Here is a 23,939-nt window from a genome sequence, read left to right as displayed (position 1 = left end):
CAGACGCGGTGTCCCGCGAAGTAGGCTCTGAACGTGCCGAACTGGAGGAACCGCGCCTTCCGTGCGACGGCCGCGCTGCCCGCGGCCGTCGGCGCGGCGGCACGCGACGACGCGCCCGAGCGCATCCTGCAGCCGCGCCGGTCGGGCGACGACGTCCCCGTCGAGGCATCGGTGGTGGAGAAGGCCATCTACTGCAACGGGCACCGAGTGGAGGCGCCCCGGTCGCTGCGAGAGGCCATGCACCGGCTGCGCGAGCCCGACGAACCGATGGCCTGGATCGGGCTGGTCCACCCGACCGAGGCTCAGATCAACGACATGGCAGAGGTTTTCGACCTCCACCCGTTGGCCGTCGAGGACGCCATCGTCGCGCACCAGCGGCCCAAGCTCGAGCGGTATGACGAGACGCTCTTCGTCGTGCTGCGCCCGGCGATCTACCTGGACGAGTCCGAGACCGTGCAGATCGGGGAGCTGCACATCTTCATCGGCCCGGATTTCGTGCTGACCGTGCGCCATACCGACCGGCCGCGGTTGTCCGTGGTGCGCGAGCGGCTGGAGGGCGACCCCGACTTGCTGGCGCGCGGGCCGGAAGCGGTCCTCTACGCGATGATCGACTTCGTCGTGGACCGCTACGCGCCGGTGATCGCCGGCCTGGAGAACGACATCGACGAGATCGAGAACCAGGTCTTCGAGTCCGATCCTGCCGTGTCACGGCGCATCTACCAGCTGTCCCGCGAGGTCGCCGAGCTGCAGCGCGCCACCAAGCCGCTGCTGCAGATCGTGCGTGGCCTGGAGGCCGGCTTCGACAAGTACGGCACCGACGAGGAGCTGCGGCGCAACCTGCGCGACGTCGCCGACCATGCGACGAGCGTGGTGGAGAGGGTCGACGGTTTCCGCAGCAATCTCGCCGACATACTCACCCTCAATGCCACCCTCGTCGCGCAGACCCAGAACGAAGAGATGCGCCGGCTCGCGGAGGCGGGCATGGAGCAGAACGACGAGGTCAAGAAGATCTCCGCCTGGGCGGCCATCCTCTTCGCGCCGTCGCTGATCAGCGGCATCTACGGGATGAACTTCGACGAGATGCCCGAGCTGCACTGGGCACTCGGTTATCCCTACGGCATCTTCCTGATGCTGGTGGTCTGTTGCGTGCTGTTCGTCGTCTTCCGCAAACGAAAGTGGCTGTAGCAGCTTGCAGAACCGCTACTCGACCGGCGTCAGGGGTTCGCCGCCAGGAAGATGAACGCCGCCGTCAGCAGCAGATGTATGCCGCCCTGCAGTCGCGTGGCACGCCCCGGCACCACGGTGAGGATCCCAACGGCGGCGGTGAGACCGAGCAGCACGATCTGGGTGCTGCCCAGACCGAGGTGCAGGTCCGTCGGCAACCAGATGGAGGCCACCGCGATGACCGGGATGGTCAGCCCGATCGAGGCCATCGCCGACCCGTAGCCGAGATTGAGGCTGATCTGCACGCGGTCCCGCCGGGCGGCGTTGACCGCGGCCAGCGTCTCGGGCGCCAGGACCAGCAGCGCGATGATCACCCCGACGAAGGAATGCGGCAGGCCGAGAGCGCGCACGCCGTCCTCGATGGGCTTGGACTCGACCTTGGCCAGGCCGACGACCGCGATGAGCGAGACCATCAGCAGCGCCAGGCTCTGCAGCGCGGCACGATTGCTGGGCGGGGCCGCGTGCTCGCCGTCGTACTCCTGGGTCGCGGGGTCGTCGCCGGCGGCATCGGTCGCCGGCGAGTCCGACATACGCGCCGGGGTTCGAGCACCGGATCCGTTGCGCGCCAGCGGGCGGTAGTCCTCGCGTCGCACCGGCAGGAAGAAGTCTCGGTGCCGCACGGTCTGGGTCACGACGAAGAGCCCGTAGAGCGCTAGTGACGCAACGGCGGCGAAGGCCAGTTGCGACCCCGAGAACTCCGGGCCGGACACACTGGAGGTGAAGTTGGGCAGCACCAACGACATGGTGGCCAGGGTCAGCACGCACGCCAGCGCCGCGCCGGTGCCCTCGGCATTGAACGTCACCGTGTGATGCCGGATGGCGCCGGCGAGTAGTGACGCCCCGACGATGCCGTTGCAGGTCAGCATGGCGGCGGAGAAGACCGTGTCCCGGGCGAGGGTGTTGGCGTCGGCGCCGCCGCTGACCATCAGCGTCACGATCAGCGCGACCTCGATGACGGTCACCGCCACGGCGAGCACGAGCGACCCGAACGGTTCACCGACCTTGTGTGCGACCACCTCTGCGTGGTGCACCGCCGCCAGCACCGAGGCGCCGAGCAGCACCGCGACGATGACGATCCAGGCCGGGCCGATGTGTTCACCCCAGGTGAAGGGCAATGGCAGCAATGCCAGGATCGGGAGCCAGACGTTCCAGCGGGCCAGCACGGTGCGCAGTCGAGTCGGGTTCACCCGAGCCATTATCCGGGATCCTCTCCGCGCCACCTCCCGCCGAGCGGCGCGGCCCTCCCGCCGAGCGGGCACCCCCCTACACCGAGCGGACACCATCAACACCGAGCGGACACGAAAACCGGCCGTGATGGCGGTGGTTTTCGTGTCCGCTCAGTGCGTTTCGTGTCCGCTCGGTGGAAGGGGTGCTGGTTTACGGCAGGTAGTACGTCGGGTTGGGCAGCTTGATCGGCACGATCGCGTGCCCGCCGATCAGGTCACTGAACTGGTCGCCGAAGTTGGCGATGACGGTGTAGTCGCCACCGGAGCGGGACTCGACGTGGGCACGGGTCTGCGACTTGTATTCGATCGTCGTGCACTTCGCCGTCGCGCAGTGGATGTAGGACGGCTGCTGGCTGGCGCCCTTGCCGGTCCACTTGGTGTAGTAGTTCGGCTCGGTGAAGCCCTGGTAACCGACGTCCGCGAGGTTGCCGATCGTCGCGGCCTTCTGGTCGTCGTTACGGCCGGTGAGCCCGATCAGCGTGCATCCGGACTTCTTCGCGGCGTTGACCAGGCCGACCATGCCCGGGGTCGCGGGGAACAGCTTGCCCTGCACCCAGACGTCCTGCAGCGTGGGGTTGAAGTTGAACTTCATCGCCCCGTCCTCCATGTCGTAGGTCATCAGCGTGGTGTCGTCGGCGTCGAGCACGATGGCCGGTTTGGCGCCGAAGATGCTCCCGAACGTGCACGCGGCGGTCAGCGCGGGCGTGATGCGTGACGTCATCCGCTGCATCTCACTGATGTATGGCGAGGAGGTCTTGTTCGCGATGCCGTTCGCGTCCGCGTTGTAGTAGGTGCGGATCGTCGACTTCACCGAGTCGATGTTCGGGATCCCTTCGCCGCCTTGGGTTTTCCCGCTGGAGCCGTCGGCCTTCATGGTGAAGTGGGTGCGTGGCGCCAACCATGGCTCGTGAACGCCGGGCAGGTCGGGGGAGGGCAGGTAATAGGTCGGGTTGGGCAGCTTCAGGGTGTGGTCGGCATACCCGCCCTGCAGGTCGGAGAACTGGTCACCGACGTTGAGCGCGATGTCATAGCCCAGCGACTCGATGTGCTTGCGCGTGCCGGCCTTGAACTCCACGGTCGTGCACTTCGCGGCCGCGCAGGTGATGTATGACGGCTGCTGGCTGTCACCATTGCCGGTCCACTTCGTGTAGAACCGGTCGGCGGTGAACCCGGTGTAGCCGACCTTGTTCAGGTTGGCGACGGTCGCCGCCTTCTGGTCGTCGTTGCGGCCGGTGAGCCCGAAGATCGTGAAGCCGGCGTCCTGCGCGGCCTTGACGAAGCCGACCATGGCCGGCGTCGCCGGGAATCGTTGGTCCTGCACCCACTCGTCCTGCAGCGCAGGATCGAAGTTGAAGTGCATGGCGCCGTCCTCCATGTCATAGGTCATCAGCGTCGTGTCGTCGGCGTCGAAGACGATCGCCGGTTTCTTGCCGTGCGCGCGGCTCTGTCGATAGAGGGCGGCGAGTTTCTTCTCCTGCGTGGCGACGATCGAGTTCATCTGCGCGATGTATGGCGAGGAGGTCTTGCTCGCGATGCCGTCCGAACCGGCGTTGTAGTAGGTGCGGATGGTCGACTTCACCGAGTCGATGTTCGGAATGCCTTCTCCGCCTTGGGTTTTCCCGCTGGAGCCGTCGGGTGCCATGGTGAAGTGGGACCGCGGGGTGAGCTGCTTGTCGGTCCATGAGGACAGCGACTTGACCGCGTGGTGCTGGGTCAGCTGCGGTCCGTGGGACCGGTGACCCGTGTCCGCGCCGGCCGTGGGTGCCAGCGCGAAGGCGGGTGCGGCTGCTGCGACCGTGATCGCAGCGATCGTGGCTGCACGACGATGCATGTTTCATCTCCGGGGAAGTGACGGGAAGCGGGCCCATCGACGTTACTGCGCGCCGATGGCCCGTGTGGTCGCTTCAGCCGACGAAGTTGCGGCCCACGGTGCGGCCGGCCGCGACCCAGCGGGGTCGGTCGCTCACCTGGTCAGCGAGTCGATGATCGCGCCGACGTCCGGCGTGCCCCACCCGGTCGGGGAGTCCCAGCCGGTAGTGGCCGAGTAGCCCCCGTGGAACGTCGGTGTGGAATTGCTGCCCTCGGTGACGTCGTAGAGCAGACCGCTGCCGGCCCAGCTGCGGGCGTAGTTGTTCACACTGCCCAGCTTCGCGCCGGTGGCGTGGTCGATGTCCGCGGCGATGCCGGCCCACTGCGGCGACCCGGCGGAGGTGCCGCCGAAGTAGTAGAAGCCGTTGTTGTCACCGCCCATCATGCCCAGGTAGGTCAGCACGCCGGTGTAGACGCTGGCGTTGTAGGCGACGTCCGACCCCTGCTTGGCGGTGAGCAGGCTGGGCGCGCCGCCGGTCGCGCCGATCGGTCCGTCCGCGCAGTTGGTCGGGCAGTTCGCGTAGTCGCCCCAGACGGTTTCGCGGGGTTCGGCCAGGCCGCTGCCGACATACAGGTTGGTGCCGCCGACGGCGGTCACCAGCGGGTCGGCTGCGGGCAGGGCGAAGTTCTCGTAGCCGGCACCGTTGTCCGACCCGGCGTCCGCCGAGGACGCGAAGACGGACATGCCCTGTGCGGCAGCCTTCGCGAAGGTCTTGTGCACCTGACTCTGCTGGGCGCTGTTGCCGTGGATGAGGTTCTCGGCCTCGCCGTAGCTCATCGAGAGCGCGTTGCCGAGCTTGTTGTCGACGGCATACCGGACGGCGTTGTCGAGCGAGGAGCCGTGGTCGTTGGCGGCGACGACCAGAGCGATCTTGGCACCCGGCGCGACGGCGTGCGCCCACTGGATGTCCAAGGAGGTCTCCTGTGCCCAGCCCAGTTGGGTGCCACGCCCGTTCCAGGTCGGCTTGCCGCCGGGGTAATGGATGGTCAGATCCGCGGCCGGCAGACCCCACTGCTGGGAGAAGATGGCCAGATCGGAGGCGGCGGTCGGGCTGCCGAAGGCATCGACGATCACGATGGTCTGCCCGGTCCCGGCGGGCTGCCCGTTGATCGCGGCGGGGATGTTGTATGCCGCCCGGATGCTCTGCGGCGTCTGGCAGGCGAAGGTGCCACCGGACTGTGCAAGGCACTCGGCGGGGGTCAGTGCGGGGGTGATCGCGCTGGTGGCCAGATGCGACTTCATCACGATCGGCCGGACCGTGTAGTCGAGGCCACCGGCCGGACTGGCCGCGTATGCCGGCAGTGCCGAGACCGTGAGTCCGGCGGTGGTTGCGGTGGCGAGGGCGATCTTGATCGACGTGCTGCGCTTCATGGGCGCTCCTCAGGAGAAAGGAAGTCCCGCGTGTGATCGGACGACCAGCGGGTTTCGGCAAGATACTGCCGATCGCCGGGGTTGTGGAGCGCTATTGCGTGCAGCATTCGCGACTCGGGGGGCGATTGCTCGCCGCGCCGCCGCTCAGATGACGGTCGGCTCGGCGCCGGAGGCGCCCTCCATCGGCTTGCCCTCGGCATGCCACGCCTGCATCCCGCCGGCGACGTTGATCGCCTGGTGGCCGTTGTCGTTCAGCCACTTCGCCGCGCGTGAGGACCGGCCGCCGCCACGGCATACGACTGGTATCGGACCGTCGGTGGAAGGCAGTTCGGCCACCCGCGCCTGCAGCTCCTCGAAGGGGATGTGCACCGCGGTGGGCGCGTGGCCGGCATCCCATTCGTCCTGCCGGCGGACGTCGAGAATGACTGCATCGTCGGCGAGTTCGGCCGGCACGGTGTTCTTGCTCATGGCTCGATCCTGCCAAAACCGGCCGTCAGGGGCGATGCAGGGTGTCGAAGAGCTCGTCCACCACCTCGGCCAGCCGGGCCAGTTCCTCGATGTGGTCGGCGGACAGTGCGTTGAGCCGCTTGCGACCTTCCTCGGTCAGTGCCAGTCGCACCACCCGGTGGTCGCTGCCGTCGCGGTGACGGTCGATCAGGCCGAGCTCCTGGGTGCGGTTGACCAGCTCGACGGCGGTGTTGTGCCGCACCAGCAGGTAGTCGGCGACGTCGCCGATCGTCGGACCGTCGTCGTCCTTGTGTCCACGGATCGCGAGCAACAACTGGTGCTGGCTGGCGGTCAGTCCCATCGCTGCCGCCTGCTCGGCGCTCCAGTGCTCGAACTTGCGCAGCCGGGTGCGCAATCGCAGCAGGCGGGTGTAGTCGGCGTCGGTGACGCGCGGACGGGAGGTCACAGGCTGAGACTCCTTCGGGCGGATTTGACCGACCCCATATTATGTCGTTGCACGACATAATCGTGTCACGATATAAACACGATCGAGAAAGTGGCTCCCGAGTTGAGCGAACGAAGTCAGCGCCGTGAAGGGCACAGGGCGAAGGACCGCACCCGAGGAACGAGGGCGTCGTCATGAGCACCCAACCCATCGCGCCGAACGACGTGCCCCGCGACGTTCACCACCTCGGTGACTTCCGCGCGACGCCGCGGCTGCTGATCATCGCCGCGCTCGCCGTCCCGGTCGGGGCGGTCGCGGCCGTGGTCGCCTGGGCGCTGCTGCGGCTCATCGGCATCATCACCAACGCGGTGTTCTACCAGCGGTTCGACACCAAACTCGTTGCTCCCGGCGGCGGCCACGACCAGTGGTGGATCGTCCTGCTCGCGCCGATCGTCGGTGGCCTGGTCATCGGATTCATGGCCCGCTACGGATCCGAGAAGATTCGCGGCCACGGCATGCCGGAGGCGATCGAGGCGATCCTGCTGGGCGGCAGCAAGGTGCAGCCGCGCGTGGCCATCCTCAAGCCGGTGTCCTCGGCCATCGCGATCGGCACCGGCGGTCCGTTCGGTGCCGAGGGCCCGATCATCATGACCGGTGGGGCCGTCGGATCACTGTTCGCCCAGTTCCTGCGGCTGACGGCCGACGAGCGCAAGACCTTGTTGGTCGCGGGTGCCGCGGCCGGTATGGCCGCCACCTTCAACACCCCGTTCGCGGCGATCATGCTCGCCGTCGAGTTGCTGCTCTTCGAATGGCGTCCGCGCAGCTACGTGCCGGTCGCGGCCGCGGTGTGCGTCGCGACCGTCATACGACACCCGCTGCTGGGCGACGGCGTGCTCTTCCCGGTGAAGGGCGCGTTGCACATCACGCCGACGGCCGAACTGCTCTGCGTGGTCACCGGCATCGTGGCCGGGCTGCTGGCGATCGTGGCGACCGTCCTGGTCTACGCGGCCGAGGACGGCTTCCGCCGGCTGCCGGTGCACTGGATGTGGTGGCCGGCCATCGGCGGCGTCATCATCGGCATCGGCGGCCTGATCGTGCCGGAGTCGCTCGGTGTCGGTTACAACATCATCGAGGCCGAGCTGGACGGCAGCATCGGCATGGACCTGGTGATCGGCATCCTGATCGTCAAGACGCTCATCTGGTCGCTGTCGCTGGGATCGGGCACGTCCGGTGGTGTCCTCGCGCCGATGTTCATGATCGGCGGTGCCCTCGGCGCGCTGGAGTCCAACATCTTCCCGCACGTCGGGCCCGGCTTCTGGGCGCTGGTCGCTCTGGCGGGCGTCCTGGGCGGCGTGATGCGCTCTCCGTTCACCGGCGTGATCTTCGCGATGGAGCTGACCGGTCGCTTCGACGCCATACTGCCGCTGATCATCGGTGCCTCAACGGCTTTCGCGCTGTCCACGCTGCTGCTGAAGCGGTCGGTGCTGACCGAGAAGATCGCCCGGCGCGGCTATCACCTGACGCGCGAGTATGACGTCGACCCGCTGGAGATCTACTTCGTCGGTGAGGTGATGTCCCGTGATGTGCTCAGCTACGAGAGCGACCTGACGGCCGCGGAGGCGCTGGAGGTCATCTCCGGCACCGAGCCGGACAAGGTCGAGACGCGCCGACAGATGCTCTACCCGGTCATCGAGGGCGAGGACACGCTCGTCGGGGTCGTCACCCGGACGCAGTTGGAGACGGCAGTGCACGAGCAGGGCGGCGGCACCTCGCTGCGGGAGCTGTGCATCACCGCACCGATCGTGACGCACGCCGACCAGACACTGCGCGAGACGGCGAATGCCATGGCTGCCAACGCGGTCGACAAGATGCCGGTCGTCGACCGTGAGGACTCCACGCGCCTGGTCGGTCTGGTGTCGCTGACGATGCTGCTCGAGGGCCGCGTGCGTGACGTGCGCGAGGCACGCGAGTCCGAGCGGGTGCTGCGCCTGCGTGTCGCCCGCCCCGGCTGGTTCGGCCGGTCCTGACCGTCTACGGCACTGCCGAAGGTGCGATATGGCGCACCTTCGGCAGAGCCGTGACGGGTATGCCGCTCGCGGCGGACGGACTCAGCCCGCGGCGCCCGCCGGCGCGGTCGTCGTCTTGAAACCTTCGAGCTTGTTGGCCTTCATGGCGAATTCGTTGGTGAACGTGTCGGCCAGCTTCACCTTCCCGACGTCGACGCCCAGCACCTTCTCCATGGCGTAGATGGTCTTCGGACCTCCCGCGGGCATGATCCCGTCCGGCAGGAACTGTCCCTTGTCGGTGGTGAGCCCGGCGACATACTGGGCCTTGGAGATGGTGCTGTTCGACACGTACTGCGGCGGCATCTTGTTCGCGATGTCCGCCGCCGAATGGGTGTTGATCCAGTGCATCGTCGCCACCAGTGCGTCGACCACCTTCTGCACCGCGTCCTTGTGCGAGTTGACCCAGTCGGCGCGGGCGAGGACCGACGCGGCCGGCCACGCACCGCCGAGCACCTTGGTGGCGCCCTGCGTCGTCGCCAGATCGAGCGCCGAGTAGGCGAGGTGTTTGGACTCCAGAGCGCCGACGGTGGGCTGCGTCGTCATCACGCACTGCGCGGTGTTGCGCTGGATCGCCGCGATCGCGGTGCTGCCGGCCCCGACCGCCAGCGTCTTGTACTGCTTGCGGGAGATCCCGTGCTGTGAGGCGAGGAACTGCGTCAATTCGTCGGTCCCCGAACCGAGGTCGGTCACGCCGAGCGTCTTGCCCTTGAAGTCGGCCGCGGAGTGGACCCCGCTGTTGGTGCCGCACATCTCTCGCTCACCGGGTGCGCCGGACAGCTGCACCACGCCGATGACGTCCTTGCCCTTGGACTGGAAATCGATGGTGTGGATGTACCAGGCGCCGGCCATGTCGACCTGGCCGGATGCCATCGCCTCCTCGGCGCCGACCCCGCCGTTCTGCTCGGTGGACAGCTCGACCTTGACGCCGAACTTCTTGTAGAAGCCGAGGTCCTGGGCGAGCTGATAGGGCAGGTAGATCTGTTTGTCGATGCCACCGACCATCAGTTTGACGGTCGGCATCGAGCCGCCGGCTGCGGCGTTGCCGCCTCCGCCGGCGGCGGTCGAGCCACTGCTGCCGCCGCTTCCGCTACCGCACGCGGCGGTGGCGAGGGCGAAGGCGCCGATGGCGGTCATGGTCAGAGCTTGCTTGAGCATGGGACATTTCCTTTCGAGGTCCAACGGGTGTGGCCGAGGTGGGCGGGGTTCAGATCGCCTGGGATTCGGTCTTGCTCGGCGGGCGCCAGGACAGGACCCGCTTCTCCAGCAGCGCGATGAGGGACTCCGCGATGAGGGTGACGGCAGCCATCAGCAGCATGCAGGCGAAGACGGTGTTCGGGTCGAAGTGCCCCTGTGCCTGCACGATGATCAGGCCGATGCCGGCCTGGGCTCCGAGGACTTCGCCGACCAGCGCACCGATGATCGCGAACCCGAAGGCGGTGTGCAGACTGGCGATGATCCAGGTGAGGGCGGACGGGATGGTGACGTGTCGGGCCACCTGCAGCGGGGACGCACCGAGCACGCGGACGTTGGCGATGAGGTTCGGGTCGACTTCGCGCACGCCCTGGAAGGCGTTGAAGAACACGATGAAGAAGACCAGCACTGCGGCCAGCAACACCTTCGGCAGGATGCCGAGACCGAACGCCACCACGAAGATCGATCCGAGGATGATCCGCGGCACCGAGTTGACGGCCTTGATGTAGGGACTGCAGATGTCGGAGAGGGTGCGGTTCTGGCCGAGCAGCAGACCGAGGACGATCCCGCTGACCGTGCCGAGCGCGAAACCGAAGATCGCCTCCTTGATCGTGATCCACAGGTTGAACCAGATGGAGCCGAAGGCGGTGCCCTTGGTGAACAGGTCCACCAGGGACTGCCAGATCATCGACGGCTGGCCGTAGAAGAACTTGTCGACGACCCCGGTGGTGGTGCACACCTGCCATCCGCCGATCACCAGCACCGGCAGAATGATCCGGCCGGCCCAGACCCGCAGCGCTCGCCTCCGGCGAGCGTGCCGTGCCGACTGCTGGATGTCTGCTTCGGTGAGTTCCGACGTCGACTCGAGCGGTCGGGTGGCAACCATCACGCCGCACCTGCCGTCCGAGCGTAGGCACGCTCGACCTCGTCCTTCAGGGATGCCCAGATCTGGTTCTGCAGCTCCAGGAATCGTGCTTCGTGCCGGATCTCCTGCACCTCGCCACGCGGGCGGGGCAGGTCGATCTCGAAGCTGTGCTTGATCGATCCAGGACTGCTGGTCATGATGAGCACCCGGTCGGCCAGGGCGACCGCCTCGTCGAGGTCGTGGGTGATGAACAGGACCGACGGTCGGGACTGCTCCCACAACCCGAGCAGCTCGGTCTGCATGATGGCCTTCGTCTGCACGTCGAGCGCTCCGAACGGCTCGTCCATCAACAGGATCCGCGGTTCGTTGATGAGCGCGGCGGCCATGGCCACGCGCTTGCGCATACCGCCGGACAGTTGGTGCGGGTAGCGGTCCTCGAAACCGGCGAGACCGACGCGGCGCAGCCAGTCCCGCGCCATCGCGGTCGCCTCCTTCTTGGTCCTGCCGGCCAGCGTGGGACCGATCATCACGTTGGCGAGGACGGTCTTCCACGGGAAGAGCGCGTCCGACTGGAACATGAAGCTGACGCCCTCGGTGATGCCGTGCACCGCCTTGCCGCCGACCTTCACCGTGCCGCCGCTGGGATTCTCCAGGCCGGACACCTGGCCGAGCGTGGTCGACTTGCCGCAGCCCGTCGGTCCGACGATCGCGCAGAATTGGCCCGGCTCCACGGTGAACGTCACGTCGCGGATGGCGGTGAATGGCTCCCCGGTCGGGGTGATGTAGCGCTTGGTGAGTCCGGTGATCTCGATCCGGGCGGCGTCCGCCGCGTCGGGTGGTGAGGTGTCCAGCGGTGGGTTGTCGGCCATGGGTGCTCCTTCCGTTCGCACTGGAGACCGACAGTAGGAAGTGACCGAGGTCACGTCGCGGTTGCGCAAGAAGCTCGCCGTTGCTCTCATTGATCGGCGTTTAGCGCATTCTGCGCAGCCCACGACGCCTTGCCTGGGGCAGGTGCCGCCCTCACAATGAGCGCACATGCGATACCGAATGCGTCGGCTGTCCAGCCAGATCTTCGTGGCGCAGTTGGTCATCCTGACGATCACCGTCGTCATCGGGTTCCTGCTGTTCGCCAGGGCCGAACGCGGCCATCTGGACACCCAGTTCGAGACGCGGGCGGCGTCGATCGCGCAGGCGGCCGCGGGCGTCCCGCAGGTCCGCAGCTGTATGGCGAAACCCGCCCCGGGCTGCGCGGCGGCGGTGCAGGCCATCGCGGCCGGAATCGCGCATCAGGCGAAGGCGTCATACGTCGTCATCATCGACATGGACCGTGTGCGGCACTCCCACCCCGACCCGGCCCTGATCGGCGAGAGGGTGTCGGAGCAGATCGTGACGGTCGACGGCAAGGTGCACACCGGCGTCGACAACGGGAGCACCGGGCGGTCCGCGAACGGGCGCGTGCCGCTGTACGGCCCGGACGGGCGGATGGTCGGTGAGGTCTCCGCCGGCATCCGGGAGAGTTCGGTGTCCAGTGCGCTGTGGCACGAACTCCCTTCGTATGCCGTCTGGTTCGTGATCGCCCTGCTCGTCGGGGCGTTCGCGTCGTGGCAGCTGGCGCGGCGCCTCAAGCGCCGGACGTTCGGGCTCGAGTTGGACGAGATCGCACAGTTGCTGCAGGAGCGCGAGGCCACCCTGCACGGCATACGGGAAGGAGTGATCGCGTTCGACGCCGAGGGGCGGGTGACCGTCGTCAACGACGAGGCGCAGCGGCTGCTGCACCTGTCGACCGGCGCGATCGGCAGCCGGCTGGAGGAGCGGATGCCGGAGGGCCGGCTGCGCGAGGTGTTGTCGGGAGGCTCGACCAGACCGGACGACATCGTGTTCACCGACGATCACTGCCTGGTCATCAACCGCATGCCGGTCAGCATCGGCGGCACGTCGCATGGAGCGGTCGTCACGCTACGTGACCGCACCGAGGTCACCGGGCTGTTGCAGGAGCTGGACGGCGAGCGTGGCCTGACCGACTCGCTGCGCGCGCAACAGCACGAGTTCGCCAACCGGATGCATGCGGTCGCCGGGATGCTGGAACTCGGATTGCCACAAGAGGCATTGCAATTCGTGCTCGAGGTGCAAGGCACCTCGGCGGAGTTGGACAACACGCTGCGCAGTCACATCGGCGCACATCAGATCGTCGGACTGCTGCTGGGCAAGGCGGCCGAGGCGAGCGAGCACGGCATCGAGTTCGTCCTCGATCCGGACACCTGCCTCGGCGATTCGCCGGAGAAGGTGCAGGCACTGACGACAATCCTGGGCAACCTCATCGACAACGCCTTCGAAGCACTGGCCACCGTTCCCGCACCGCGGCGGGTGGTCGTCCGGATCGTGGAGGAACCGGGGCTGGTGACGGTCACCGTGACCGACAACGGCCCTGGCCTGCCGCCCGGCGCCGGCGAGGACATCTTCCGGGACGGCTACAGCACCAAGGCCAACCTCTCGTCGCGTCGGCGCGGGCTCGGCTTGGCGCTGATCCAGCGCATGGTGACGCGCGTGGGCGGAACCATCGAGGTCTCCGAAGGTCCCGGTGCACGATTCCGGGTGCGGCTGCCGCGGCAGGATCCGGCGCGCGAGGCGGTGCCGCGATGACCGGCGGCGCATTGCGGGTGCTGGTGGTCGACGACGACTTCCGGGTCGCGGGCATCCATGCCGCGATGGTCAGTCGCGTCCCCGGCTTCCAGGTGCTCGGCACGGCACACGGTGCCCAGGAGGCGCTGACGACCGCTCGTCGGACACGTCCGGACCTGGTGCTGATGGACATCTACCTGCCCGACGGCAATGGCCTCGAGGTGATCAGGTCGCTTCGTCACGAGCCGGAACCACCTGATGTCATGGTGATTTCGGCGGCGCGTGACACCTCCTCGATCCGTGATGCCATGCAACTGGGTGCGGTGCACTATCTCGTGAAGCCCTTCGGCTTCAGTGCGTTGACCGAGCGCCTGACGGCATACCAGCGCATGCGGCTGCACCTGGCCGAACTGCCCGGCCACGCCCGGCAGTCCGATGTCGACGAACTCTTCGGGATGCTGCGTCCCACCGCGACGGCTGCGGCGCTGCCGCCCAAGGGGCATTCGGCGGCCACCCTCGAGTCGGTACTCCGGGCGGTCCGCGACGCCGGTGCCGACCTGTCGGCGACCGAGGTCGCACAGCGCATCGGTGTCAGCCGGGCCACCGCCCAGCGCTACCTGAGCTATTTGGAGCAGCACGGGATCGTCAAGCTGCAGTTGCGCTACGGCTCCGCCGGCCGGCCCGAGCACCGTTACCGGCTCGCCCGGGACTGACCGGGCACAGGTCAGGTGAAGGTGCTCAGGATCATCACGAACACGAAGCCCACCACCGAGATCGCGGTCTCCATCAACGACCACGAACGGATCGTCTGACCGACCGTCATCCCGAAGTATTCCTTGACCAGCCAGAAGCCCGCATCGTTGACGTGCGAGAAGAACAACGAGCCGCAGCCGATCGCGAGCACCAGCAGCGCCAGGTGATTGGGTGACAGGTCGGCCGCCAGGCCGCTGACGATGCCCGCCGCGGTGACCGTCGCGACCGTGGCCGACCCGGTCGCCAGCCGGATGCCCACCGCGACCAGCCAGCCGAGCAGCAGCACACTGATGTTCTTGCCGTTGGCCCAGTCGGCGATGACGTTGCCGACACCAGAGTCGACCAGCACCTGCTTGAAGCCGCCGCCCGCCGCGACGATCAGCATGATGCCCGCGATGCCGGGCAGTCCGTTGCCGAGGGAGTCGCTTGCCTGGCTGCGCGACATACCCGACCCCAGGCCGAGCACGAAGTATGCCGCCACGACCGTGATCACCAGCGCGACCGACGGAGTGCCGATCACGTCGAGGACCTGGCGGGCGCGGTTGTTCTCATCGGACACCGCGATGTTGATGATCGCCGCCGGCAGCATCAGGCAGACCGGCAGCACGAGCATGGCGATCGACCGGCCGAAGGTGGGTTTGCGTGCCGGACCCGACTTCTCGTCGATGTCCTGGCCGGCGCCGCCCGACCCCCGGGCGCCGCCCGGCAGCACGGGGTGCTCGATGGGCACCAGCCGATCGAGCACCCGGGCCAGCAACGGACCACAGATCACCAGTGTGGGCACCGCGACGATGAGGCCGAAGATCAGCGTGCGGCCGGTGTCGGCGTGCAGCGACGCGATGGCCGTCTCCGGTCCGGGGTGCGGCGGCACGAGCCCGTGCAGGATGGACAGACCGGCCAGCGCGGGTATGCCGACCAACATCAGCCGTTGACCGGTGTGACGGGCCACCATCAGCACGATCGGCACCAGCACCACGACGCCGATCTCGAAGAACATGGGCAGACCGATGAGCGCGGCCATCAGCGCCATACCCCATGGCAGGGCGGACCCACTGAAGGTGTCGCTGATGGTGTCGACCACCACGCCCGCTCCGCCGGAGTCGACAAGGATCTGGCCGAGCATGGCGCCGAGGGCGATCAGCAACGCCACCGATCCGGCGGTCCCTCCGAAGCCGCCGTTGGGGTTGATCGCGCCGCTGGTGAAGCTGGTGACGGCCTCGGCCGCCGGCACCCACGCCACCAGGGCGACCACCGCGGATCCGAGGATCAGCGAGATGAACGGGTGCAGCTTCACCACGACGATCAGCAGCACGACGGCGGCGATGCCGGCCAGTGCCGCCAGGGCGAGTTGGGTGTTGCCGGCGTGCGACAACTGGGCCGCGTCCTTGGCGATGAGCATGCTGACGACGTTAGCCACTGCGGGCACGCCGGTGGTCCGGTGGGCGCAGTCGCCTTGTCAGCGGGTCACCGGCGGTCAGCGCCTGCCCGCCGTGACCAGCGCGGCGAAGCGCCCGGCGAGCAGCGCCGACGTGTGCCGCACCGCGTCGTCGGCGGCCGTCAGGTCGTCGATGCCCTGCATGACGCGGGCTCGTTCCGCGGTGTCATCGCTGTGGAAGGCGTGCGCCCATGCGGCATACGTGTCCGGACCGATCTCGGGATGGAACTGCACACCCCAGGCGTGCGGTGCCGCCCGGAACACCTGGTGCGGATAGACGTCGCCGGTGCCCAGCAACGTCGAGCCGGCGGGAAGCGTGTCGACGGCGTCGCCGTGCATGGAGGCGACCGGGAAGTGCGGGCCGACTCCGTCGAACAGCACGTCGTCCGATGCCGCGTCGGTCACGGTCACGGTGACCAGGCCCGACTCGGTGCCGTGGGCGCCGCGCACGACCGTGCCGCCGAGTGCCTGGGCCAGCAGCTGACCACCGAGGCAGATCCCGAGGGTGGGTATGTCGCGGCCGACCGCATCCCGCAACAACCCGCGGATGTCCTCCAGCCAGGGGTAGGTGGCGGTGTCGTTGGAGCTCATCTCGCCGCCGAGCACGATCAGGCCGTCGGCGGCGATCTGTGCCGGGACGGGCTCCTCGGCACACGGCCGCACGGTCTGTATGGCGATGCCCTGCTCGGCGAACCAGCCGGTGAACCGGCCGAGCGGGTCGTCGTCACCGGGCTGGATGACCAGGACGGTCGGCGTCATGCTCAGCGCTCGTCCTGTTTGAGGGCGGTGTCCACGGTCAGCGCAGCGGCGATCGCCAGCGACCGCAACGGATCGGTCAGCTCGGGGCGGATGTGCACGACGTAGTTGTCCGCGGTGGTGAACATCGTGGTGAGCAGCCCCTCCCACGTCTTGGTGATGCGCCCGACCTCGAAGCCGGTGGAGTCCAGCAGCGCGAAGTTCCAGGCGCGCCAGTTCTCCGCGTTGAGGGTGCCGACGTCCTTGCCGTCGACCTGCAGGCCGAAGCGGATCTTGCCGAAGACGTTCTGCTGGACCAGCCGGCCGATCTCGCCGCCACCGGGGTGCTCGACGACGATGGTGGACTTGAAGACCTTGCCGGGGCGGGTCAGCAGCAGCAACGGCCGGCCGCTGGTGTCCCGGATCTCCAGCCGGTGGGTGAGGAACTGATCGACGTTGGTCAGGAAGCGCAGCGCCTTGCGGGCGTTGCTCTGCCCGACCTCGACGACGGCGCCGATCTCGGTCCCGTCCTGTCCGTAGACCAGGTATTCGTTGGTCAGCTCGATCAGCTTGCGCTTCTGGCTGACCACCAGGGTGTGCTCGGTGAAGACGTTGCGGTCGCCGGCGACACTGTGGCCGACCGGGCCGTTGACGGCACCGCCGAAGCTCTGGTCGCCATACCCCTGGGTGAAGCCGGTGTGCTGACCGCGCGCCGACTGCGGCTGCTCCTGCTGCTGGGTTTGCTGCGGCACCTGCTGCGGCGGCGGCATCGGCTGGTAGTGCTCGGTCCACTGCTGGCCGTCCCACCAGCGCAGGCGGTGGGTGCCGGCCGGGTCCGGATGCCAGGCGGCGGGCGGGTTGGAGGTCATGGGCACATCCTGTCATCGGCGACGCTTTATAGTTGCCGCGGTCCGAGGCGCGGTGAGAGGAATTGGTTCCGTGAGTATGACGAGTGGGCCGGCGCCATCCGCTGCGGCGCGCGAGGACGAACGCAAGCGTCTGCTGCTCGAAGTGGGCGCGGCGTTGCTCGGCGGCGGGGCGGCCTCCAGCGACGTGGAGGACGAACTGCGCGCGCTCAGCCCGGTGATCGGCTGCCCGGACATCACCGTCGCGGCGTTGCCGACCGGGCTGTTCGTCGGGCTGGAGCCGATGGACAGCGTCAGCTTCGCGCCGGTCGATGCCGCGGTGCGGCTGGATCAGACCTCGGAGGTGCTGGTCGTCATCTCGGCACTGCGCGCACGAGAGCTGACTGTCCCCGCGGCGCTGCAGCGGCTGCACGAGATCCGCGCGAATCCGCCGCGGTGGCCGCGCTGGGCCGGCGACCTGGGCGGCATACCGATCGGCATCGGCCTGTGTCTGCTGCTCCAACCCTCAGCGCTGAATCTGCTTGTCGTCACAGGATGTTCGCTGGTGGTGGCGCTGCTGACGATGCTGACGCGACGCTGGCGTTCGCTGGCGCGGCTGTTGCCGGTCGCGTCCGCGTTCGGCACCTCGCTGATCGTGCTGGGCGCCTTCCACGCCGGGTGGGTGGACGGCCCGTTGCGGCTCATCGTCGCGGCCATCGCGGTGCTGCTGCCCGGCAGCGCGATCGTCATCGGGCTGACCGAGATCGCCTCCGGTGCCGCGGCCGCGGGCACTTCCCGCCTGGTCTCCGGCGGGGTGCAGATCGCACTGTTCATGTCCGGTGTGGTCGCGGCCGCGGCGCTGACCCGGACGCCGGCGAACTCGCTGACCAACAGTGCGGCCGCCCACCCGGCCTGGTGGGCCGCCGTCGCCGGCATCGCCGTCTGCATGGTCGGTCTGCTGATCCATTTCTTCATGCCGCTCGAGCACGCGGTGGCGATCGCGGTCGTGATGGCCGCCGCGGGCGGGACGCAGGTGCCGCTGGAGATCGTCTACAACCCGGAGGTGGGCGGCTTCCTCGGTGCCCTCGCCGCGATGGTCGCGGCGATCGTCGTCTCCTGGCTGCCCCGCGGGCCGGTATGGCGGGTGACCTATGTGCCGGCCTTCCTCATCGTCGCGCCCGGGTCCTTCGGACTGCTCAACGCCTCGCAGATCGAAGTGGGCAGCGGGACGAGCAGATCTCTGCTCACGGCGCTCTCGGCGTTCCTGGCCATCGCCGTCGGCACGCTCATCGGCTCGATCATCGCCCGCGCCGCGGACCACTCGGCGCGGTCGCTGCCCGCCACTGCGGCCGCGGTCGACTGGCCGACGGGGGAGTGAGCGCGGCAACTCGCACGACGACGAACGACGCCGGCCCGGTCGACGGATCGACCGGGCTGGCGTGCGATGCGGTGCGCCGGGATCACTCGGAGGCGGCGTCGCTGGCCGTCTCGGAGTGACGGGTCGGGCCGGGTGACTTCTCGTCCTCGGACGGGGTGCCGTCCTTCTCGTGCTCCTGCACGTAGTCGTCGGCGTCCTTGTCGACCGGCTTCAGACCGGAGGAGGCGTTCATCGCCTCCAGCCGCAGGAAGTTGATCGCGATGTCGTGACGCAACTGCAGGCTGGCCTGCTGGCGGAAGTCCGCGAGGTCCTGGCGTTCCTCCTCGCCCATGTGCCGGCTGTTGTAGACGTTGCAGTCGGTGACCGCGGTCCACCACTCGGCGGTGCCGGTCTTGGCACGGTCCGCCTTGCGGATGGCCTTGCGGATGTTGTTGTGGTCGTGGATCGCGTCGTCGGTCTCGTCCTCGGCGTCGGGCGCGTCGGCCGCTCCGGTGCCGAGCTTGAGCAGCTCGGGATAGAAGTAGCGCTCCTCCGCCTCGGCGTGGTTCTCCAGCAGGATGGCGAGCCGGCGCCACATCGCGGCCAGGCCCTCGGTGTCATCCCGCGGCCACTCCTCCAACATGGCGAAGCCACGCCGCTGCTCGTCGTGCTGCTGCTGAATGATCTCGGTAATGTCCATGGCGCGACGTTACCCCGCGCGCGTGACCGTGGAACCTGTCGGTCGTCCGGCCGCCGGCGGGGCGCACGCGGCGGATTACGGTGGTCGGCAGGCATGACCCGAGGCTGAGGGCGGTTGGTATGGCGGTCGGTATGACGCGCAGGCGTCGCGCACCCCGCGCGGATCGCTTCGTCGGGGAGATCCTCGGCGTCGGCACCCGGGAAGGCACCCGGATCGTCGTGGGCAACTGGGCCCGTTCGCCATACGGGCGCTTCGCCGACGTGATGATCGAGCGCGCGGACGGCCACCGGATGTTGCTGGCGCCGACGCACCCGATCGCCGAGTATGTCGCTGCCACCTACGCCTTCGACGAGGTGCGCGTGGTGCCGGTCGTGGTGGACCGATCCCAGCGCCGGCTGAGCGCCTCGGCGGGACCACTGACCCTCGACGCGCGCATCGGCCGGCGTACGGCGATCGGCTGGTCGTTGCATGCGCTCCCGCAGGGCGTCACCGGGCAGACCTGGTTCAGCCGGCTGTGCGACCCGATCGCGCGGATTCTGTTGCCCGGAGTGCGGACTCACGGCACCGCGGGCGGCGGACGGCACGAGTTCTACGGGGCCCACGACGTCCACGCGGTGACCGCGCTCATCGCCTCCTGGGAAGGGCGCACCTTGGGTGGTCTCGCGCAGGTCGAGCCGCCGCCGCGTTTCGGTTTCGGGTCCACGCCGCGGCGGCCGGCGCTGACCCGGGTGACCACCACAGTGGTGTCCGCAGCCACACCCGTCACAGGGCTGCAATCTCACCCCGGATCGGCGGGTGACGGGGCGATTCGGCGACGGCCGTGAGGGGTAATCCGCGACTGTCGTCCGAGGAGTGTGCGCGCAATGGCCCTGACACCGCACGAAGAGCGGGAGATCCACCAGATCGAGGAATCGCTGTCCGGCAGCGATCCCGGATTCGCCGCGCGGATGAGCGGACGCCTGCCGGTGCGCCGTCGGCTCGTGCTCGGCGGGCTGTGCCTGGTCGTGGTCGCCGGCGCGTTCGCCTTCGCCGACCACTCGGCGTGGGTGGTGTTCGTGGTCGGAGCGGCCGTGGCGGCGTTCTTCGCCGGCTGGTGTTTCGGCCGGACCGGACCGCTCGATCTGCGCGGGGCGACCAGCCGCTTGCTGAGCAGGTGGGCACAGGCCGTCGGTGCGGCCTGGCGGGCGGCCCGCGGTGCGGTCTCGGCGGCCGTGCGCCGGCCGGTCCGCCGGTGGCGCCGCACGGAGTGACACCGCCCGCCATCGCCACCGGCTCGGGCGGGTTCCGGCCGATCGGCTGCGGCGTGAGACGGTGATCAACGGCGCCCGCTACGGATGCGCCCGAGGTCCGGCCGCCCGCCGCAAGGCATCGGGAGCCGGTGACTTCCGTCGATCGAAGGAGTGCACGACATGCAGAGCTACCGCACCGAGAACCCCACCACGGGCGAGGTCGAGAGGACCTTCGACGAGCTCGACCGGCAGGGAGCGATGGACGCCGTGGCGAGGGCGCAGGCGGCATACGAGCAGTGGCGCGCGGTGGGCCCGGCCGACCGGGCGGCCGTGCTGAGCCGCACCGCCGATCTCTACGAGGAACGGTCCGAGGAGTTGGCGCGCGCGATCGCCGTCGAGATGGGCAAGCCGCTGCGCCAGGGGCAGGGCGAGGTGGCTCTGTCCGCGTCCATCTACCGGTGGTATGCCGAACACGGCCCGCAGTTGCTGGAGGAGCAGCAGCTGGACCCGCAGGGTGCGCTGCGCAGCGTCGTACGGCGCGAGCCGGTGGGGGTGCTGGTCGGCATCATGCCGTGGAACTACCCCTACTACCAGGTGGCCCGGTTCGCTGCGCCGAACCTGATGCTGGGCAACACGATGCTGCTGAAGCACGCACCGATCTGCGCCGCCTCGGCGCAGTTGATGCAGGACGTGCTGCGCGACGCGGGACTGCTCGACGGCGGCTACGTCAACGTCTACGCCTCCAACGAGCTCATCGCCGATGTCATCGCCGATCCGCGGGTCCGCGGCGTCTCGCTCACCGGCAGTGAGCGCGCCGGCGCGGCAGTCGCCCAGGAAGCGGGCAAGAACCTCACCAAGTCGGTGCTGGAGCTCGGCGGGTCCGACGCCATGCTCGTCCTGGACTCCTCGGACGTCGGCACGATGGCGAAGGTGGCTGCGCGCGCTCGGCTCTCCAACTGCGGTCAGGCGTGCAACTCACCGAAGCGGATGTTCGTCGCCGACGAGATCTACGACGAGTTCGTGGACGCGTTCGCCGCGGAGTTCCGCAACTCGACGGTCGGTGACCCCACCGATGCGGCCACCCGCGTCGGCCCGATGTCGTCCAGGGACGCACGCGACCTGCTGGACGAGCAGGTGCAGGACGCCGTCGACAAGGGTGCCACCGTGCGCGCCGGCGGCCGGCCGCTGGACGGCCCCGGGGCGTTCTACGCGCCGACGGTGCTGACCGACCTCACGCCGCAGATGCGAGCTTGGGACGAGGAGCTCTTCGGACCGGTCGGGATGATCTACCGGATGACCGATGTCGACGAGGCGCTGCAGATCGCCAACAGCTCCTCCTTCGGGTTGTCCGGGTCGGTGTGGAGCGACGACCCCGACAAGGCGGCCGACATCGCGGCCCGACTCGACGTCGGGATGGCCTACGTCAACGAGCATGGGACGACCATGCCGGGGCTGCCCTTCGGCGGGGTGAAGAACTCCGGCTACGGGCGGGAACTCGCCGAGGACGGCATGCAGGAGTTCGCCAACCGCAAGCTGATCCGGGTCTCGGCGAACAAGCAGTGAGCGAACCCGCCACCGAGGAACCACAGCGGCATACCGACGAGCCGGACCCGAACCGCTGGAAGGCGCTGGCCGTCTGCCTGGCCGCGGGGTTCATGACGTTGCTCGACGTGAGCATCGTCAACGTGGCGCTGCCGAGCATCCGCACCGGCCTCGGGGCCGGGGAGAACTCGCTGTCCTGGATCGTCTCCGGCTACGCGCTCACCTTCGGCTTGCTGCTGGTGCCCGCGGGCCGGATCGGCGACGTGCGCGGCCGCCGGTCGATGTTCATGGTCGGCGTGACGCTGTTCGTGCTGGCCAGTGCCCTGTGCGGATTCGCGGTCAGCGCGCCGATGCTGATCGGCGCGCGGCTGATCCAGGGCTTCGCCGGCGGTCTGGTCACCCCACAGATCAACGGGCTGATCCAGCAACTCTTCCGCGGTGCCGAACGCGGTCAGGCGTTCGGGCTGTTCGGTGCGGTCGTCGGCATCTCGACCGCGATCGGGCCGGTCACCGGCGGGCTGCTGATCCAAGCGTTCGGCACCCACGACGGCTGGCGTTACGTGTTCTTCGTCAACCTGCCGATCGGCGCGTTCGCGCTGCTCTTGGCGCGGCGCTATCTGCCCCGGACCCGCTCGTCCACGAGCCCGCACCGGCACGACCTCGACCCGGTCGGCGTCGTGCTGCTCGGGCTGACGGTGCTGCTGCTGATCTTCCCGTTCATCGAGCAACAGCAATGGCATTCGGTATGGCGGCTGCTGATGTTCCCGGCCGCTGCGGTGCTGCTGGCGCTGTTCATCCGGTGGGAGCTGCGTTACCTGCGACGGGGCCGCGAGCCGGAGGTCGACCTGCGACTCTTCGCCCTGGCCAGTTACCGCAACGGGTCCCTGCTGGGCATGGTCTATTTCGCCGGTTTCACCGGGATCTTCTTCATCTTCTCGCTGGCGGTGCAGGAGGGGCTGGGCTACTCGGCCTTGTTGTCGGGAGTGGCCGGCCTGCCGTTCGCCATCGGCTCGGCGCTCTCTGCCGCGGTGAGCGGCCGGCTGGTGACGCGGGTGGGCAGGCTGCTGGTGGTGATCGGCACGTTCGTGGTGCTGGTCGGTGTGCTGGGCGTCTTCGCCGCGGCGCACTTCGTGACCAGTGCGAAGTTCGGATTCGCCGCCGCGGCACCGCTGTTCGTGGCCGGGATCGGTGGCGGGATGGTCATCTCACCGAACATCACCTTGACCGTGTCGGAGGTGCCGGTGGCGCAGGCGGGTGCGGCTGGCGGTGTGCTGCAGACGGGTCAGCGGGTCGGCTCGGCCGCCGGCATCGCCATCACCGGCAGCGTCTTCTTCGGCGTGCTCAACTCCGCCCATGGCAGGCCGGACTTCCTGCAGGCGCTGCGGCACGGATTGCTCGTGGTGGCCGCTTTCGTGGCGGCCGCGCTGGTCATCGGCATCGTCGAGCTGGTCAGTGAGCGCAGGCGTCCCGCCGCACCGTGATCGACGGCGGGTCGGCGAGCGACCGACCCACGACGCAGTAGCGCTCGGTCAGCTGGCCGAGGCGCTCGAGTTGCGCGTCGGTCGCGTCGGTGTCGGCGGTGAACTCCAGCGCCAGCCCCTGTATGCCGACCGGGACCGTCCGGTCCACGCCCAGTGTCCCGCGAGCGTCGAAGGCGGCGTCCGCGCGACCGTGCACCGCGCGCAGCTCCACACCGGAGGCGAGCGCCACAGCGCGCAACGTGACGCCGGCGCAGGCCAGCACTGCTTCCAGCAGCATGTCGCCGGAGCAGGCGTCGGTACCATCGCCGCCGGCGGCACGGTGCAGCCCCGCCTGGGTGGTGGAGCCGGTCTGCCGCACCGAGAACGACGGCGCCGGGCCAGTGCCGTCTCCTGTCGCGGCGATCGGCGTCAGTGCGTCCGCGGCGGACTGCCGGTAGCGCTCCTTCAGCGGTGCTTGGGCCGCGTGCAGTTCGTTCGCATCCATGCGCTCATTCTGCTCCGGTGCGGCACACCGGGTGCGGTGTCCGTGGCTGCCGTC

General features: G+C 68.7%; 22 protein-coding genes. 9 read left to right on the top strand and 13 right to left on the bottom strand.

Annotated features, from left to right (window positions below; all coding sequences use genetic code 11):
- The first annotated feature begins 33 nt into the window (after positions 1-33).
- Positions 34-1,185 carry a magnesium and cobalt transport protein CorA gene (locus ACYVBN_RS08625; protein WP_440283679.1) on the top strand — a complete coding sequence of 384 codons (1,152 nt, stop codon included), beginning with the start codon at positions 34-36 and terminating at the stop codon, positions 1,183-1,185.
- A 29-nt stretch (positions 1,186-1,214) separates the two neighbouring features.
- Here the strand turns inward: ACYVBN_RS08625 and ACYVBN_RS08620 are convergent, their stop codons facing one another.
- The 5 genes from ACYVBN_RS08620 to ACYVBN_RS08600 form a co-directional block, all read right to left on the bottom strand.
- Positions 1,215-2,411 carry a calcium:cation antiporter gene (locus ACYVBN_RS08620; protein ID WP_440283678.1) on the bottom strand — a complete coding sequence of 399 codons (1,197 nt, stop codon included), beginning with the start codon at positions 2,409-2,411 and terminating at the stop codon, positions 1,215-1,217.
- A gap of 190 nt (positions 2,412-2,601) precedes the next feature.
- Positions 2,602-4,281, bottom strand: a complete 1,680-nt coding sequence (locus tag ACYVBN_RS08615; protein WP_460600147.1) for an HAD family hydrolase — start codon at positions 4,279-4,281, stop codon at positions 2,602-2,604.
- A gap of 132 nt (positions 4,282-4,413) precedes the next feature.
- Positions 4,414-5,691 carry a S53 family peptidase gene (locus tag ACYVBN_RS08610; RefSeq protein ID WP_460600146.1) on the bottom strand — a complete coding sequence of 426 codons (1,278 nt, stop codon included), beginning with the start codon at positions 5,689-5,691 and terminating at the stop codon, positions 4,414-4,416.
- 144 nt (positions 5,692-5,835) lie between these two features.
- Entirely contained in the window at positions 5,836-6,159 is a 324-nt protein-coding gene (locus tag ACYVBN_RS08605) for a rhodanese-like domain-containing protein (protein ID WP_460600145.1), read from the bottom strand.
- A gap of 25 nt (positions 6,160-6,184) precedes the next feature.
- A complete protein-coding gene (locus tag ACYVBN_RS08600) occupies positions 6,185-6,604 on the bottom strand; it encodes a MarR family winged helix-turn-helix transcriptional regulator (RefSeq protein WP_460600144.1) in 420 nt (139 codons plus the stop codon).
- Positions 6,605-6,777: 173 nt separating this feature from the next.
- On the opposite strand from ACYVBN_RS08600, the gene ACYVBN_RS08595 reads away from it, so the two are divergent.
- Positions 6,778-8,610, top strand: a complete 1,833-nt coding sequence (locus ACYVBN_RS08595) for a chloride channel protein (protein WP_460600143.1) — start codon at positions 6,778-6,780, stop codon at positions 8,608-8,610.
- 81 nt (positions 8,611-8,691) lie between these two features.
- Here the strand turns inward: ACYVBN_RS08595 and ACYVBN_RS08590 are convergent, their stop codons facing one another.
- From ACYVBN_RS08590 to ACYVBN_RS08580, 3 genes are read right to left on the bottom strand one after another with little or no spacing between them, the layout of a single operon-like run.
- Complete coding sequence (locus ACYVBN_RS08590; RefSeq protein ID WP_460600142.1) at positions 8,692-9,804, bottom strand: ABC transporter substrate-binding protein; 1,113 nt, start codon at positions 9,802-9,804, stop codon at positions 8,692-8,694.
- Positions 9,805-9,853: 49 nt separating this feature from the next.
- Positions 9,854-10,726, bottom strand: a complete 873-nt coding sequence (locus ACYVBN_RS08585; protein ID WP_440283208.1) for an ABC transporter permease — start codon at positions 10,724-10,726, stop codon at positions 9,854-9,856.
- Positions 10,726-11,574 (bottom strand): ABC transporter ATP-binding protein, encoded by an 849-nt coding sequence (locus ACYVBN_RS08580; protein WP_440283209.1) that lies wholly within the window; start codon positions 11,572-11,574, stop codon positions 10,726-10,728. Before ACYVBN_RS08580 ends, ACYVBN_RS08585 begins: the two co-directional genes overlap by 1 nt.
- A 166-nt stretch (positions 11,575-11,740) precedes the next feature.
- On the opposite strand from ACYVBN_RS08580, the gene ACYVBN_RS08575 reads away from it, so the two are divergent.
- Both ACYVBN_RS08575 and ACYVBN_RS08570 read left to right on the top strand, forming a co-directional pair.
- Positions 11,741-13,345, top strand: coding sequence for a sensor histidine kinase (locus ACYVBN_RS08575; protein ID WP_460600141.1), 1,605 nt, complete (start codon positions 11,741-11,743; stop codon positions 13,343-13,345).
- Positions 13,342-14,037, top strand: a complete 696-nt coding sequence (locus ACYVBN_RS08570) for a response regulator (protein ID WP_440283211.1) — start codon at positions 13,342-13,344, stop codon at positions 14,035-14,037. The genes ACYVBN_RS08575 and ACYVBN_RS08570 overlap by 4 nt, the downstream gene beginning before the upstream one ends.
- An 11-nt stretch (positions 14,038-14,048) precedes the next feature.
- On the opposite strand, the gene ACYVBN_RS08565 is transcribed toward ACYVBN_RS08570, so the two are convergent.
- From ACYVBN_RS08565 to ACYVBN_RS08555, 3 genes are read right to left on the bottom strand one after another with little or no spacing between them, the layout of a single operon-like run.
- Positions 14,049-15,503, bottom strand: a complete 1,455-nt coding sequence (locus ACYVBN_RS08565) for a GntP family permease (protein WP_460600140.1) — start codon at positions 15,501-15,503, stop codon at positions 14,049-14,051.
- A gap of 48 nt (positions 15,504-15,551) precedes the next feature.
- Positions 15,552-16,271 carry a type 1 glutamine amidotransferase gene (locus ACYVBN_RS08560; RefSeq protein WP_460600139.1) on the bottom strand — a complete coding sequence of 240 codons (720 nt, stop codon included), beginning with the start codon at positions 16,269-16,271 and terminating at the stop codon, positions 15,552-15,554.
- Positions 16,272-16,273: 2 nt separating this feature from the next.
- The gene (locus ACYVBN_RS08555) at positions 16,274-17,116 is read right to left on the bottom strand and encodes a phospholipid scramblase-related protein (protein WP_460600138.1); all 843 of its coding nucleotides are present in this window, start codon (positions 17,114-17,116) and stop codon (positions 16,274-16,276) included.
- 76 nt (positions 17,117-17,192) lie between these two features.
- Here ACYVBN_RS08555 and ACYVBN_RS08550 point away from each other — a divergent pair, with 76 nt between their 5' ends.
- Positions 17,193-18,470 carry a threonine/serine exporter family protein gene (locus tag ACYVBN_RS08550; protein WP_460600836.1) on the top strand — a complete coding sequence of 426 codons (1,278 nt, stop codon included), beginning with the start codon at positions 17,193-17,195 and terminating at the stop codon, positions 18,468-18,470.
- Between the two features lie 82 nt (positions 18,471-18,552).
- Here the strand turns inward: ACYVBN_RS08550 and ACYVBN_RS08545 are convergent, their stop codons facing one another.
- Entirely contained in the window at positions 18,553-19,149 is a 597-nt protein-coding gene (locus tag ACYVBN_RS08545; protein ID WP_440283215.1) for a hemerythrin domain-containing protein, read from the bottom strand.
- Positions 19,150-19,280: 131 nt separating this feature from the next.
- On the opposite strand from ACYVBN_RS08545, the gene ACYVBN_RS08540 reads away from it, so the two are divergent.
- The 4 genes from ACYVBN_RS08540 (at position 19,281) to ACYVBN_RS08525 (ending at position 23,401) form a co-directional block, all read left to right on the top strand.
- Complete coding sequence (locus ACYVBN_RS08540; RefSeq protein WP_460600137.1) at positions 19,281-19,973, top strand: hypothetical protein; 693 nt, start codon at positions 19,281-19,283, stop codon at positions 19,971-19,973.
- A gap of 39 nt (positions 19,974-20,012) precedes the next feature.
- Positions 20,013-20,399, top strand: a complete 387-nt coding sequence (locus ACYVBN_RS08535; RefSeq protein ID WP_460600136.1) for a DUF3040 domain-containing protein — start codon at positions 20,013-20,015, stop codon at positions 20,397-20,399.
- A gap of 159 nt (positions 20,400-20,558) precedes the next feature.
- Positions 20,559-21,941, top strand: coding sequence for an NAD-dependent succinate-semialdehyde dehydrogenase (locus ACYVBN_RS08530; protein ID WP_460600135.1), 1,383 nt, complete (start codon positions 20,559-20,561; stop codon positions 21,939-21,941).
- On the top strand, positions 21,938-23,401 hold the full coding sequence (locus tag ACYVBN_RS08525; RefSeq protein ID WP_440283219.1) for an MFS transporter: 1,464 nt from the start codon (positions 21,938-21,940) through the stop codon (positions 23,399-23,401). Before ACYVBN_RS08530 ends, ACYVBN_RS08525 begins: the two co-directional genes overlap by 4 nt.
- Here the strand turns inward: ACYVBN_RS08525 and ACYVBN_RS08520 are convergent.
- The gene (locus tag ACYVBN_RS08520) at positions 23,370-23,885 is read right to left on the bottom strand and encodes an OsmC family protein (protein WP_460600134.1); all 516 of its coding nucleotides are present in this window, start codon (positions 23,883-23,885) and stop codon (positions 23,370-23,372) included. The genes ACYVBN_RS08525 and ACYVBN_RS08520 overlap by 32 nt on opposite strands.
- Positions 23,886-23,939 lie beyond the last annotated feature (54 nt).

The sequence above is a fragment of the Flexivirga lutea genome, assembly GCF_054778955.1.
The sequence above is the reverse complement of the archived record's forward strand: the minus strand, read 5'-3'. Positions and strand labels throughout refer to the sequence as shown.